The sequence below is a fragment of the Lentzea sokolovensis genome (assembly GCF_033949975.1).
Lineage (GTDB): Bacteria > Actinomycetota > Actinomycetes > Mycobacteriales > Pseudonocardiaceae > Lentzea > Lentzea sokolovensis.
On the sequence record NZ_JAXAVU010000005.1, the window covers coordinates 1 to 14871 of the forward strand.

The following is a 14871-nucleotide window of genomic DNA, read 5'->3' on the forward strand; positions in this document are numbered from 1 at the left end:
CCTGGCTGCAGCAGGAGCTGTGGCACGACTCGTGACGAAGCCACCCCACCCGGACCGCGCGGTAAGGACGGCTCGCCTCCGGCATCGCGGGCGGGCGTGGGTTTGCCGTGCCGCGCGCTCTGTCTGCTCGCCTTCGGCTTCGCGGGAGTGTCAGGCCCCGTCGCTAGGTTGGGTCGCGGGGGATCCTGAATCCAAGGGGACCCCTGCGCGAGCCTGCCTGCCGTTGCCCTGGCATGCGCTCTGTGGCTCGGCTTCGCTTCGCTGGAGTGTCAGACCTGCTCGCTAGGTTGGGTCGCGGGGGACGCTGAACCCGAGGGGACCCCTGCGCGAGCCTGCCCGTGTTGTGGCTGACCCCTCCTCCGGCAAAGGAGGAGCCCCCGGCGGGGGGACCGGGGGCTCCGAGGGTGGTGCGGCTGGCTTTAGATGTCGAGCGTCCACGAGTCGATGTGGCCCGTGTCCTGGCGGTAGAGGTCGCGGACTCGCAGTTGCCAGGTGCCGTTGGCGTCCTCGGCCGCCACGTTCACGCTGTAGGTGGCGTTGAGGTCGTCAGCGGCGTCGGAGCCGTTGGGGACCTTCAGGACCTTCACGGTGCCTGAGGGGGCGATGAGGGACAGTTCCAGGTCGCCTCGGTAGGTGTGCTTGATGGCCACCTTCACGGAGCCGGTGGTGCTGGCCTTGCCGTTGCAGTCGGCGATGGTGATCGGCGACTTGACCTCGCTGGCGTCCGGGATGGCGGTGTCGGTGTCGTTGGTGACTGCCGGGCACTGGCCCGGGGGGTTGCCGGGGGCCGTGCCGGTGATGTGGAGGAGCTTGTTCGGGGAGCCGGTGCCGGGGCTGGTGACGACGTCGGAGGTGGCGTTGTCGACGAGGGCGTCCCGGACCTGCTGCGGGGTTGCGGTGGGGGCCGAGCCCAGGTAGACGGCCGCCGCGCCGACTACGTGAGGAGTGGCCATCGAGGTGCCGCTGATGGTGTTGGTGGCCTCGTCGTTCGTGAGCCAGGCGCTGGTGATGTCGCGGCCCGGGGCGAAGATGTCGAGGCAGGTGCCGAGGTTCGAGAACGAGCTGCGGGCGTCGGTGCGGTCCGTGGAGCCCACGGTGATGGCTGCTGGGGTGCGGGCCGGGGACGTGTTGCAGGCGTTGCCGCCGTTGTCGTTGCCGGCTGCCAGGCCGTAGGTGACGCCTGCGGCGATGGAGCGGGCCACTGCGTCGTCGACGGTTTGGTTGGCGCCGCCGCCCAGGGACATGTTGGCCACCGCGGGCTTGCGGGCCGGGTTGGCCTGGACGTCGGCGGTGACCCAGTCGATGCCCGCGATGACGCCCGCGAAGGTGCCGGAGCCCGAGCAGTTCAGGACTCGGACGGCTACCAGCTTCACGTCCTTCGCGACGCCGAACTTCGTGCCGCCGACGGTGCCCGCGACGTGGGTTCCGTGGCCGTTGCAGTCGGTCGCGTCGGCATCGTTGTCAACGGTGTCCGTGCCGGACACCGCGCGGCCGCCGAAGTCGGTGTGGGTGAGGCGGATGCCGGTGTCGATGATGTACGCGGTGACGCCCGCGCCGCGGTTCGGGTAGGTGTAGCTGTTGTCCAGCGGGAGCGCGCGCTGGTCGATGCGGTCGAGGCCCCAGGACGGGGTCGGGGTCTGCGTGTCCGAGGCGCGGACCTCGCCGTCCTGCTCGACGTAGGCGACGGCCGGGTCTGCCGCCAGGCGCTTGGCCTGGGTCTCGGACATCTGCGCCGAGAAACCGCGCAAAGCGGACTTGTAAGAGTGCTTCACCTTCGCGCCGTACTTAGCGCTGAGGTTCTCCACGCTTGACGTGCTGATGTCCTTCAGCACGACGATGTAGTTGTCCTTGACCGCGTTGGACGCACCGAGGTTGCGAATCTCCCCCTCGGGCGCAGCGGTGGCGGAGACGGACGACAGGACGAGCGCAGTGCCCGCCACCAGTCCGATTCCGGCCGCTCGTCTGGCCCACGATTCTCCCATAGCAGCAAGCTCCCTCGTCGCAGGGTTGTGCAGTGAGAGTTTTCTTAGTGGCGCGGGCGGATTTCACACAAGACGGTCCACGAAATTGCCTTCTAATGGCGAATCAACAGATTTGCTCGGTGATGTGAATTAGTTGGTGCAGCTGATCTATTTACAAAACAATTGCGCCCCGAACGGTTGTCCGTTCGGGGCGCAAGTTTCGCCTATATTGCCGAGCGTCTCAATCGCCTCGGCGCACTGCTCCGAGGATCTGCTGTTCGGCCGGGGTCGTGTAGAGGCGCAGGTGCGCCCACATGTCCTGGCCCATCGCGATGACCTGGTCGTCCTTGAGCTGGGTCAGCTGCTGGAACATCTGCGGGCGCAGACGCCACATCTGGCCGGCGAGCTGGGCCTGGCCCATCGGGAGGCGCTGCAGCAGCACGAGGTCCGCGTTGTTCGCCGTGGACGACGCCTGCGGGTGCAGGTACGGCAGCACGTACATCGTGGTCTGCCACGGCGCGCGCGGCGGGAACAGCTCCTGCGGGACGTGGCCGCCGTCGTGGATCACGAGCAGCGGCATGTCCTCGGTCGGGCGCGGGAGGTCCGCCGGGGACAGTCGGCGCAGCTGCACCAACTGAGACGGACGGCCGTCCGGACCTTGGCCTGCGGCGCGCACGACCGGCTGCCACGCCTGCGGGCGGCCCGTCGCGATGATGATCCACGCTCCGGTCGCCATGGCGCGCAACGCGATCTGACGGGCCAGGTACAGGCCGCCGACGACCACCATGCGGGTCGGCGTCGGGCGCAGGACGGACACGGCGAGCGGTTCGCCCTTCACGCCCTGGCCGAGCATCATGCCGCCGCGGTCACCGCTGGGGCTGACCAGGTCGAGCATGTTCGGCGACACCAGGAACTCCGGTGCCACCGCGCCTCGGCCGCGCGTGTCGAGCAGACGGGACGACGAGCTCATGCCACACCTCCCAGCGGCAGCGTCGCGGCGAGGCCCGCGAGCTGCATGCCCCGCAACGGGGTCAGCGTGATGTCGAGCTTGTCACCCAGCTTCGAGAGCTGGTCCTCGGCCCGGTCCAGCTCGCTCGGCGTGCGGGCGCTCACCCGCACCAGGCCGCGCAGGGAGACCTGACCGTCCTCACGGGACGGTGAGATGGACATCGCGAGCGTCGACGAGAGAGCGCGCACACCGGTCAGGGAGTTCAGGTTGCCCTTGAGGCCCTTCGACGGCCAGCCGGTGATCGCGTAGCTCGCGTGACCGACGCCACCAGCGGTGACGCCCTTCCACTTCTCCCGCAACGACACCGGGTTCGTGCTGCCGACGGCCGCGGTCAGCTCGGCCGACGAGATCGCCGCACGCAGCAGCTCGTCCGAGTCGAGCGGGCGGATCGTGACACCGGCGGACTCCAGGGCGTTGCGGACGCGGGACAACGCGCCGATCAACGCGCGGTGCGCGCCGACGACGCCGCCGCCGCGCTCCCGGATCGCCTCGCCACAGCGGCGCGGGTCCAGCCGGACCGTGATCCACGTGGTGCGCCGGGCCGCCGCGGGCAGCGGGCCGAGCACCTCCATGTACGAGCTGATGGCCGGCGAGTTCGGCGGAAGTGCCGCGCTGCCGGGGTAGCAGTGCCAGATCACCGTGATCGCGTCGAGCACGACACCGCGGTCCTCCAGGCACGGTGTGAGCGCTCCCAGCGGCAGTGACGGTGCCGAGCCGACCGCGGAGATCAGCGGCGGCGTCGGGTCGACCAGCAGCACCGCGGTCCACACGCCGTCGTGCCACGACAGCGCGAGCGGACGGCGTTCGTGGTCGACGCCCTTCGCGATCACCAGGTCCGGGATCGCGAGGCGCAGCAACGCGACGCGCGGGTCCTCCGGGCCGAGCACCTGCATCTCGTCGTCACCGGGCTTGGACTCCTGCGAGTCCAGGCGCTTCGCGGTGCGGCCGTGCGACCGGAAGTTGTAGCGCAGACGGACACCGATCCACTGGGTGAGCCAGCGGCCACGCGATCGGGTGAACGCCAGGATCAGTGCGATGAAGAGCACACCGCCGGCGATCGAGACGGAGACGACGTTCAGCGCGCCGTTGGCCTCCTTGACGCCCATGATCGCGAGCACGAGGAGGGCGATGGCGAGACCGACCTCGATCGTGACTACGTTCGAGACGGGCAACGAGCCGAGGCTCACGCCGGCGGCTCTGCGACGGACACGCCCGACCGGACGCGGAGGCGCGGGTGCCTGCTGGCCAGGACCTGCGGGTCCCTGCGGCCGTGCCATCCCTGGGTTGGGCCGGGGCGGATGTGGAGTGGTCACGGACATCCGTTGTGGTCTCTTTCCCCTCGATGGTCGGTGGGCTTGGCGAACCGGCCCACGGAGCAACCTGCGTCCGGCTATCCTGCCGAACCGTACCGCGACTGGGAGAGCAGCGAGCCGAGAATGGCATCAACACCCACGACCAAGTCACAGGTCCAGGCCTACCAATTCGTCCTGCGGCGGATGCAGTCAGCGCTTGTCCGCAGAGACGCAGTGATGCTGCACGACCCCATGCGCAACCACTCGCGCGCGACAGCGGTGGGTGTGGTGCTGGGCGTAGTCGGTCTGATCGGCTTTCTCGTGGTCGGTCTTTTCAGCCCGGCACCGCGGCTGGACGACCAGACTCAGATCGCCATCAGCAAGGAGACCGGCCAGGTCTACGTCGTCGACAGCGCGCCGCGGCGGCTGGTCCCGATGACGAACCTGGCCTCGGCCCGGCTGCTCTGGTACTCGCGCAACAACCCGGACGCGCAGCAGGGTCAGGGCGGCGGCGACGCACCGGCCGGCACCGCGGGCGCTCCGCAGGAGGCGGCCGGCGGCACCCCGAAGCTCGTGAGCGAGTCGGCGCTGGCGAACCTCCCGCGTGGCAGGCTCACCGGTCTGCCGGACGCGCCGGACGTGCTGCCGAAGCCGAACCTGCGGATCGACGCGCAGTGGTCCGTCTGCGACACCCTGAACCTGGACGAGTTCCGCGAGAACCAGGCGGCGGAGAACCAGATCAAGACCTCCGTGATCGCGGGCGTCAGCGAGGGCAACTCCCAGCTGGGCGAGGAGGCCGTGCTGGTGCAGCAGCGCACCGGCGCCAAGAAGGCCTACCTGATCTACAAGAAGCCCGACAGCCGCACCGACATCTCGTCGTCGACGGTCCGCGCCGAGGTGGACCTCAAGAACGACAAGGTCGTCAACGCCCTGAAGCTGGGCGGCAAGCAGGCGCGGTCGATCAGCACGGCGCTGCTCACGACGATCCCCGAGGTCGCCCCGCTGGCCGCGCCGACCATGCCGAACCAGGGCAAGCAGGCCACCTACGTCACCGAGACCAACGTCAAGATCGGTGAGGTCGTCCAGGTCGAGCGGCAGAACGGCTTCGAGTCCATGGTGGCGCTCGAGGACGGCTTCCAGACCGTCGACGAGACCGTCGGCGACCTGCTGCGCTGGGCGTACTCGAACAACAACAAGTCGGTCAGGCTCTCGCCGAGCGCGATCGCGAACCACAAGGACCCGAAGAACCCGCTGAAGCTCGACTCCTACCCGAAGCAGATCCCCGCCACGCTCGAGGCGAACGCCGGCAACACCGTGCTGTGCCTGGGCTGGAAGGCCGACAACTACACCGAGCAGACCAAGGCCGAGCACACGACGGTCACGATCGGCTCGAAGCTGCCCGGCCCCAAGGACATGGCTCCGGTGGAGCTGAACGCCGCGGGTGCGGCGGGCGAGATCATCGACCAGTTCCTGATGCTGCCGGGCAAGGCCGCGGTCGTGCGGGCGAGCCAGGGCAAGGGCGACTTCGGCACCGGACCGGTGCAGGTCGTCACGGGTCGCGGCGTGCGCTACGGCGTTCCGGACGGCGGCACCGCGGCGGCGCTGGGTCTCGACGGGACGTTCCCGCCGGCGCCGAACCAGATCCTGAGCCTGTTGCCGATGGGACCGCAGCTCAACAAGAACGAGGCCAACCGCAGCTACGACTCGATCCCGGCGCCCAAGGGCACCATCAAGGATCCGCAGGCGGCCGTTCAGAAGTAGCGGAACCGCTCCGGGTGCATCACCGTCAAATGCGACGAAAGCGTGGTGGGCACTAACCGCCGCCGCGTGTTTCGCCGGTCAGACGGGTGCATCGCGGCGTCGGCCCCCGCCCTGCATATCGGGCATATGGGGGGCGGGGGCCGACGCCGCGAGGTGCCCTGCTGAGCGCCGAAACACGCGGTGGCGATTGTGGCCACCACGCTCAGCACCCGGAGTTTTTGTAGGGGGGACAGAGTCTTGGCCGGTCGTATCAGCGTCGATGCCGAGTGGTTGGAGAAGTACGCCGACCGCATCGACGGGACGACGGACGATCTGAGGCGGGTGCGGGACGCCATGAAGGTGTCCCCGTTGCGCCCGCAGTCGTTCGGCGAGATCGGCAGAACCGTCGGTACCGCCCAGGGGTACGCGCGCGCCGCCGAACTGCTCAACTCGCAGCTCGGCCGCGCCTGTGACGCGCTCGACGCGGCCTCGAAGGGCCTGCACGCCGTCGCCGAGCAGCACGGGCAGGGCGACGAGGAAAGTCTGCAGGCCATCAAGAAGGCCGACCGGCGGTAGGGGGAGCTGTGGCCAAGGACGGCAAGCAGATCGCGGCCGAGGTGGGTCCCGAGCTCGACTACCTCTCACGGGTGAGTCGCAAGCTCGGTGTCGTGGACCTCGTGCACGACTTCTTCGACCCGCTGGTGGGCGACTGGAACGACCTGCGTGAGGAAGCCGAACGCTGGCGCAAGGCCGCGAAGGTGACCGAGGCGGTCAACAAGCACGTCTCCGAGCCGCTGGGCGGGGTCGACGCGCGGTGGGAGGGCAAGGATGCCGACGCGTTCCTCGACCACATGCGCAAGGTGGGCCTCGCGGGCGGCGACCTGTCCGACGCGATGAACGCGATGGCGGACGCGCTGGAGGAGACCGCGGACGGCGTGCGCGTCATCGTGCAGGACATGGCGCACGTGCTCGCCGACGCCGCTGACTCGGTGTCCGGCACGGCCTCGTTGCCGATGGAGGGCGACCAGCGCGCGATCAGGCACATCGAGGAGCTCAAGGACCCGGTCCGCGAGCTGCACGAGTCCGCGCGTCAGGTGCTGGAGGCGTTTCTCAAGCTGTGCGACGGGGTTTCCGGTGAGGCCGGCGGCTTCGAGGCCGTGCGGATGGAGCACAGGTACCCCGAGCAGAACTGGACCTACACGGCGCCGGCCAAGCCCGAGACCAGGATGCCCGAGCCGGCGAAGGCCTCGGCCACGGCCGCCGCGGGCAGCGCCGCGTCGGGCGGTGCCGCGTCCGGTGGCGCCCCGGTCGGTGGCGGTGGCGGCGGTGTGGGTGCCGGTGGAGTCGGCTCGGTCGGCGCGCCTGACGCGGCGGCGCAGCAGCCGATGCAGTTCGGAGGCGCTACCGGCGTCGCTGAGCAGGTTCCGCTGGCGGACAAGGGTGCTGGGACCGGACAGGCCGCCGCGGCCGCTGGTGGCCGTCCTGGGGCCGCTTCCGGCGGCATGATGGGCGGTGGCATGGCGCCGATGATGGGTGGCATGGGCGGCGGGCAGCAGGGCGGCGACAAGGAGCACAAGCCGAAGCAGCGGCTCAGCGGCTCGATCGACGATCTGCTCGGCAAACCCAAGAAGGCCGCGCCGAAGACCATCGGTGACGACGACTGACGTTCTTCCCGGACGACGAGAAGGGCCCCGCCGGTGAGTTCCGGCGGGGCCCTTCTCGTTGAGTCTTGAACGCTACGCGGTGCTTCTGCGCTTGCGGTTGAGCGAGTTGCGGACGAACAACGTCAGGGCCAGCAGGATGCCGCCGGCACCGATGCCGCCCAGCGCGACGATGATCGGCGGCCAGTCGAGCCCCTGCGGCGGAGTGACGCTGGTGGTCAGCTCCTTCGGCTGCTGCGCCTTGAAACCGGCGGCCTCGGCGGGCAGCACCGCGGTCAGCGCCGCCACCGGGTTGATCATGCCGAAGCCGACCTTGTTGTCCTTGCCGGTCAGCCCGCCGGGGTGCAGCGCCGTGGCCTTGAGACGCTCCATCACCTGGCGTGCCTTGAGGTTCGGGAACCGCTCGCGCACCAGCGCCGTGATCCCCGCGACGTACGGGGACGCGAAGCTCGTGCCCTTGATGTCCTGCACGCCCTGCGCGGTGACGTTCGCGTTCGTCAGGCCGGTGCCCTTGGGGTCGACGGAGATGATCTCCTCGCCAGGTGCGGCGATGCTGACCCACGGGCCCCAGACGCTGAACGACGAGACGTCGCCGGAACGCGCGATCGACCCCACCGACAGCACGTCGTCCGCGAACCACGCCGGCGACGACACCGAGTTGACGTTGGCCGGGTCCAGGTTGTTGTTCTGGGCGGCGCAGCCGGTGCCCTGGTCGCTCAGGTTGCCGGCCGCCGTGACGATCACCACGTCCTTGACGTCCACGGCGTACCGGATCGCGGCCTGCAGCTTCCGGTCGTCCGCGCTGAAGCCCTTGGGGGAGCTGCAGTTCGTCAGCGAGATGTTGATGACCTTGGCGTCCTGGTTCGCCGCGCGCACGATGGCCATCGCCAGCGTGCCGACCTTGCCGGCGGAGGCGCGCTTCTCGTTGTTCGCGTCGCCCTTGAACTCGAAGCGGTCGCTGGTCTGGCGGATCGCGAGGATCGTCGCTTCCGGTGCGGCGCCGACGAAGTCGCCCTCGGTCTTGGCCGCGGCGGCGACACCGGCCACCTCGGTGCCGTGGCCGTCGCAGTCGTCCGTGCCGTTCGCGTTGCCGAAGACGTACTCGCCGCCGCCCTGGACCCTGCCGCCGAAGCGGGGGTTGCGCGGGTCGACGCCGGTGTCGATGATCGCGATCTTGATGCCCTTGCCCTTGGCGAACCGGTGCGCCTGCTCCAGGTTCAGGTAGACCTGGCCCCAGGGCATGTACTCGATCAGTTCGCTCTTGGTGTCGGACTCCACGCACCCCTTCGAGGTGCGCTCGTACTTGACGTCCGCCTTGCCCTCGTCGACGGGCGGCCCGACATCGGCTGGCAGGTCCGGCGGCACCGAGTTCGGCCGTGCGGCCGACGGTGTCGAGGACGGCTGAGCGGAGGCCTGCGGCAACGCCCCCGTCAGCAGAAGCAGTCCGGCGGTCGCTGCCGCCGTGGTGCGCCTGATGCCCGCCCTCATAGCGTGATCAGGCCTCGGAACACCTGGTACATGTCCATGACGGCCAGCGCCAGCGGCAGCACGGAGGCGATCAGGATCGCCTCGATGATGTCGACGGTGCGGCGCAGCGGCGGCGAGAACTTCTGGCCGGGGAAGATCACGCCGAGCACCAGCGCGAGCGCGCCCAGCACCAGCAGCGCGCCGAAGACGAACGCGATGCGGTCGAACGACGTCGACGCGATCAGCCAGCCGATCAGGATGCCGCCGCTGGCGAACATGCCGGTGGACAGCAGTGCGACGGCCTGCGCGCCGTTCGCGTACGCCCGGCCGCGCATCATCAGCACGATCGCGACGACCACGCCGTAGATCGGGCCCCAGACCGTGTCGGCGGACGCGGCGACGATGGCGGCGAGTGCCGCGACCACGCCGGTACCGATGATCATGCCCGTCAGGTACTCGTGCGCGACGGCCGTGCGACGCTCGATGACCGCGTACTCCGGGAAGCCGCTGTCCTCCTTGAGGTCCTCGGCGTTCGTCGGCACGACGGGCGGCGGGATCTTGGCCAGCCGCAGCGTGAGACCCGGCAGCAGCGACAGCGCGGCGAGCGCCACGGCACCGGTCGCGGCGGCCACACCGGACAGCGGGTGCTCGACGAACGTCGAGACGAGGAACGCCAGCGCCACGAGCGTGCCGCCGGTCGCCGCGGCGATGAACACCGTGATGCCCTGCCCGATCAGCAGGATGCCGCCCCACGCGAAGATCATCATCAGCGCGGAGGCGAGCAGCATCTTCGGGCTGAAGCCCACACCGGGCACGGCGTGGAAGCCCGCGACGAACGCCAACGGCAGCGAACCGCACGCGGCGATCAGCACACCGGTCGACGCCGAGCTGTAGGCCCGCGAGATGGTCGCGCCCGCCGCCAGCATGGCGATCGCGCCGACACCGCCGGCGATGGCGGCCGCGAGACCGCTGCCGGCGTCGCCCTGCGAGATCGGGCCGGACAGGAACAACGCCACCGCGGACGCGATCAGCGCGAGCGCGCCGGCCAGGTGACCGAACCGCTGCGCGGTCTCCTTGGTCCAGGGCCGGAACGAGTCCGGATCGGACTCCGCGATCGCGTCGACGACGTCGTCGTACAACGGCGGCGGCGGATTCTCGTTGCGGCGCCGCAACTGCAGCAGCTCACCGTCGACGACGCCGAGCGACGCGAGCGTGCGCGCCGGGTCGAGCGGGTTGTCGCCGAGCTTGGCGAGGCACCAGCCACCGTGCCGGACGCCACCGTCCGGAGTGGCCTCTCTCGCCATGTCCAGCAGCATCGGCAGGAGATCGGCCACCGCCACGTCGGCAGGTAGCGCGACGTCGATACGCGTCCGAGGTGCCACCACCGTGACACGGCTGAACACCGTCGTACCGGTCGCCACCAGGGCCCCCTAAGTCAGATCAGCCTTGCAAACAATGTGCCCGACCTTATTGGTCCACTCGGACGGTTGCCGGGCGGCCCTAGTATGGCCGCACCGACGTCTCTTGCACGTGTCGTTTGCAGAACACGTTCGACTGGGTTTTTTCCCGACCCACCTTCGTGACGCGCGCGGATGCGCAATAGTGTCGGTTGCTACTGGTGGCGTAACGAGTCGAAGAGGTGCCTGTCAGTTGAGCACGCTGCAGTTCAAGCGAACGGCACGCCTTGCTGCTCCCCGGCCTCCTGGCGGTGAGGTACACCTCGAACCGCCACCCGAGGTCCCCCGGATCATCCCCGGCAACATCATGATGAAGGCGATGCCCGTCGTCATGATCGTCGCGTCCATGGGCATGATGGGCATGATGCTCGTGTTCATGCCGCGGCAGCCCGCGGCGATGATCATGCCCGGCATGATGATGATCTCGACCATCGGCATGATGGCGAGCGGCATGGGCTCGGGCAAGGGCCAGAAGAAAGCCGAGATGAACGAGGACCGCAAGGACTACCTGCGGTACCTCGGCCAGATGCGCGACCGCGCCCGCGAAGCCGCCGACGAGCAGCGCGCCGAACGCGAGTGGGTGCACCCGGACCCGCAGATGCTGTGGTCGCTCGCCACCACCCGTCGCATGTGGGAACGCCGCCAGAACGACCCCGACTTCTGCCACCTGCGCGCGGGACGGGGCTCGCAGCGCCTCGCCACCCGCCTGGTGCCGCCGCAGACCGGTCCCGTCGAGGAGCTCGAACCGATCGCGACGCTGGCGCTGCGCCGTTTCGTGCGCGCCCACTCGCTCGTGCCCGACCTCCCGATCTCCATCGCACTGCGCGGGTTCGCCGCGGTCGGCCTGCTCGGCGAGATCGAGGACCGCCGCGACCTCGCGCGGGCCTTGCTCGCCCAGCTCGTCACCTTCCACGCCCCGGACGACCTGTTGATCGCGGTCGTCAGCGCGGGCCGCACCAAGCAGCTGTGGGAATGGGTGAAGTGGCTGCCGCACGCGCAGCACCCCACCGACATCGACGGCATCGGCCAGCGCCGCATGATGGCGAACTCGCTCGCCGAGATCGAGGCGATGCTGGACGAGAACCTGCGCGACCGCCAGCGGTTCACGCGCAACGCCCCGCCGCCGCCGGACCAGCCGCACATCGTGATCGTCATCGACGACGGCGACATCAGCCGCGAAGAGATGATCATCCTCGAAGAGGGTCTGGTCGGCGTCACTCTGCTGGACCTCAACGAGTGCCTGGGCAACCTGACGGCACGCCGCGGCCTGCGCCTGGTCGTCGAGAACAACCAGCTGGGTGCCCGTTCCGCGAGCGGTGTCGAGTGGTTCGGCGCCCCGGACCGGTTGTCCGTCGTCGAGGCGGAGGCGCTGGCCCGCAGGCTCTCGCCGTACCGCATGGGCGCCGCCGGTGAGGCCGGTGGCGACTCGGGCGAGGACCCGTTGGCGATGACCAACAACCCGCCGCTGCTCGAGTTCATGGGCATCCCCGGCGACCCGATCACGTTCGACGTGCAGCAGGCGTGGCGGCCGCGGCCCAAGCGCGACCGCTACCGCATCCCGTTCGGCATCGGCGAGCACGGCCAGGCGGTCGAGCTCGACATCAAGGAAGCGGCCGAGGACGGCATGGGCCCGCACGGCCTGTGCATCGGCGCGACCGGTTCCGGCAAGTCGGAGTTCCTCCGCACCCTGGTGCTCGGCCTGCTGGCCTCGCACTCGTCGACGGCGCTCAACATGATCCTCGTCGACTTCAAGGGTGGTGCGACGTTCCTCGGTCTGGACAAGGCGCCGCACGTCGCCGCGACGATCACCAACCTCGCCGGCGACCTCAGCCTGGTCGACCGCATGAAGGACGCCATCGAGGGCGAGGTGTCGCGTCGTCAGGAGGTCCTGGCGAAGGGCAACTACAAGAACGTCTGGGACTACGAGAAGGCCCGTGAGAACGGCGCCCAGCTCGACCCGCTGCCCGCGCTGTTCATCTGCATCGACGAGTTCTCCGAGATGCTGACGGCGAAGCCGGACTTCATCGACATCTTCCTGCAGATCGGTCGTGTCGGCCGGTCGCTGCAGATGCACATGCTCCTCGCGTCGCAGCGACTCGAGGAAGGCAAGCTGCGCGGTCTGGACACGTTCCTCTCGTACCGGATCGGTCTGAAGACCTTCAACGCGGCGGAGTCCCGTGCGGCGATCGGTGTGCCGGACGCCTACGAGCTCCCGCCGATCCCGGGCTCGGGCTACCTGAGCGTGCAGGGCATGCCGCTGACCAGGTTCAAGGCGCTCTACGTCTCGGGCACCTACCGTCCCGCCGGCATGCAGTCCGCCGGTGAGTCGGTGGCCGTGCGCAGTGACAAGCGGCCGCGGTTCTTCGTGCCGGACTTCATCGAGATCCCGAAGGAGCCGGAGCGTCCGGTCGAGCCGGTGCAGGTCGTGGCCGCGCCGGTCAAGGAGGACGCGAACGAGCCGACCCAGCTCGAGCTCATCGTCGACCGCCTCGTCGGTCAGGGCCCGCCCGCGCACGAGGTGTGGCTGCCGCCGCTCAACGAGCCGCCGACGATGGACACGATGCTGCCGCCGCTCGACGTGACGCCGGACCGCGGTCTGACGTCGCCGGGCTACCCGGCCAACAGCACGCTGCAGGTTCCGCTGGGCGTGGTCGACAAGCCGTTCGAGCAGCGCCGCGACCTGCTGTGGGCGGACTTCTCCGGTGCGGCCGGTCACGGCGCGGTCGTCGGTGGCCCGCAGTCCGGCAAGTCGATGATGCTCAGGACGCTCGTCGCGTCGATGGCGCTCACCCACACGCCGGAGGAGGTGCAGTTCTACCTCATCGACCTCGGTGGTGGTTCGCTCGCCGCGATGGAGGACCTGCCCCACGTGGGTGGCTTCGCCGGTCGTCTCGACGTCGACAAGGTCCGCCGCATGGTGGCCGAGCTGCAGAGCCTGATCGCGGAACGCGAGCTCCGCTGGCGCGACCAGCGCATCGAGCTGGGCGAGTTCCGCGCCCGCAAGCGTCGCGGTGAGATCAAGGACGACAGCTTCGGTGACGCGTTCCTGATCGTCGACGGCTGGATGAACTTCCGCCAGGAGTTCGAGATGGTCGAGCCGCAGATCCAGGCGCTCGCCGCGCAGGGTCTGTCCTACGGCGTGCACGTGATCGTCGGCGCGAGCCGGTGGGCGGAGATCCGGCCGGCCATGAAGGACCTCCTGGGTACGCGCTTCGAGCTGCGGCTCGGTGACCCGAGCGAGTCCGAGGTCGACCGCAAGGTGGCGGTCAACGTGCCGCCGGGCCGGCCTGGCCGCGGTATCACCATCGACGGTGCCACGGGACGCAAGCTGCACTACCTCGTCGGTCTGCCCCGCATCGACACCTCGCAGGACGCGAGCACGGTGGTCTCCGGTGTCCAGGACCTCAGCCACAAGCTGAACCAGGCCTGGCAGGGCCCGCGCGCCCCGCAGGTCCGGATGCTGCCCGACCTGCTCGACCACGGGCAGTTCATGGCGCACGTCCAGCAGATCCTGCCCAACCGCGGCCACCTGGTCCCGGTCGGTGTCAACGAGGACGAGCTCGCGCCGGTCTACCTGGACTTCGACGCGGACCCGCACTTCCTCGCGCTGGCCGACGGCGAGTCCGGCAAGACCAACATCCTGCGCACGATCGTCCGCGGCATCATGCAGAGCTACACCTCGTCCGAGGCGTTGATCCTGCTCGCGGACTACCGCCGCACGATGCTCGGTTTCATCGACACCGACCACCTGCTCAGCTACGCGGTGTCGGGCACGCAGTTCACGCAGAACGTCCAGGAGGTCCGCGGCTCGCTCGCGAACCGCATGCCCGGCCCGGACGTGACGCAGGAACAGCTCAAGAACCGCTCCTGGTGGAAGGGCCCGGAGGTCTTCGTCATCGTCGACGACTACGACCTGGTCGCTCCGCAGGGTGCCGCGAACCCGATGCAGCCGCTGGCCGAGTTCATCCCGCAGGCGAAGGACGTCGGTCTGCACGTCGTCGTCGTCCGCCGCATGGGTGGAGCGTCCCGCGCGATGTACGACCCGATCATCGGCAAGCTGAAGGAGATCTCGGCGCCGATCTTCGTCGGTTCCGGTTCGAAGGAGGAGGGCAACATCATCGGCAACCTGAAGCCGTCGCCGCAGCCTCCCGGCCGGGGCACGATGGTGACCCGCAAGCACGGTCAGCAGCGCATCCAGTTCGCCTGGATCCCGTCGGACTAGAAGCAGTGCACGGACAAGGGCCCGCGGCATCAGCCGCGGGCCCTTGTCCGTGTGCCGGATCG

General features: G+C 69.4%; 9 protein-coding genes. 4 read left to right on the forward strand and 5 right to left on the reverse strand.

Annotation, left to right across the window (positions count from 1 at the left end):
* Positions 1–419: 419 nt before the first annotated feature.
* The 3 genes from SK854_RS10785 to eccE all read right to left on the reverse strand — a co-directional run bounded on the left by SK854_RS10785 (position 420) and on the right by eccE (position 4247).
* Positions 420–1982: a S8 family peptidase gene (locus tag SK854_RS10785; RefSeq protein WP_319974923.1), complete on the reverse strand. Its 1563-nt coding sequence runs from the start codon at positions 1980–1982 to the stop codon at positions 420–422.
* 220 nt (positions 1983–2202) lie between these two features.
* Complete coding sequence (locus tag SK854_RS10790; RefSeq protein WP_319974924.1) at positions 2203–2931, reverse strand: hypothetical protein; 729 nt, start codon at positions 2929–2931, stop codon at positions 2203–2205.
* Positions 2928–4247 (reverse strand): type VII secretion protein EccE, encoded by a 1320-nt coding sequence (eccE, locus tag SK854_RS10795; protein WP_406601760.1) that lies wholly within the window; start codon positions 4245–4247, stop codon positions 2928–2930. Before eccE ends, SK854_RS10790 begins: the two co-directional genes overlap by 4 nt.
* 159 nt (positions 4248–4406) lie before the next feature.
* On the opposite strand from eccE, the gene eccB reads away from it, so the two are divergent.
* The 3 genes from eccB to SK854_RS10810 all read left to right on the forward strand — a co-directional run bounded on the left by eccB (position 4407) and on the right by SK854_RS10810 (position 7666).
* Entirely contained in the window at positions 4407–6023 is a 1617-nt protein-coding gene (gene eccB, locus SK854_RS10800; RefSeq protein ID WP_319974926.1) for a type VII secretion protein EccB, read from the forward strand.
* 237 nt (positions 6024–6260) lie between these two features.
* A complete protein-coding gene (locus SK854_RS10805; protein WP_319974927.1) occupies positions 6261–6578 on the forward strand; it encodes a hypothetical protein in 318 nt (105 codons plus the stop codon).
* Between the two features lie 8 nt (positions 6579–6586).
* Positions 6587–7666, forward strand: coding sequence for a WXG100 family type VII secretion target (locus SK854_RS10810; protein ID WP_319974928.1), 1080 nt, complete (start codon positions 6587–6589; stop codon positions 7664–7666).
* A 72-nt stretch (positions 7667–7738) separates the two neighbouring features.
* Here the strand turns inward: SK854_RS10810 and mycP are convergent, their stop codons facing one another.
* Positions 7739–9151 carry a type VII secretion-associated serine protease mycosin gene (mycP, locus tag SK854_RS10815; RefSeq protein ID WP_319974929.1) on the reverse strand — a complete coding sequence of 471 codons (1413 nt, stop codon included), beginning with the start codon at positions 9149–9151 and terminating at the stop codon, positions 7739–7741.
* Positions 9148–10551: a type VII secretion integral membrane protein EccD gene (eccD, locus tag SK854_RS10820; RefSeq protein ID WP_319974930.1), complete on the reverse strand. Its 1404-nt coding sequence runs from the start codon at positions 10549–10551 to the stop codon at positions 9148–9150. The genes mycP and eccD overlap by 4 nt, the downstream gene beginning before the upstream one ends.
* Before the next feature lie 229 nt (positions 10552–10780).
* On the opposite strand from eccD, the gene eccCa reads away from it, so the two are divergent.
* Positions 10781–14809 carry a type VII secretion protein EccCa gene (gene eccCa, locus SK854_RS10825; protein WP_319974931.1) on the forward strand — a complete coding sequence of 1343 codons (4029 nt, stop codon included), beginning with the start codon at positions 10781–10783 and terminating at the stop codon, positions 14807–14809.
* Positions 14810–14871: the final 62 nt, after the last annotated feature.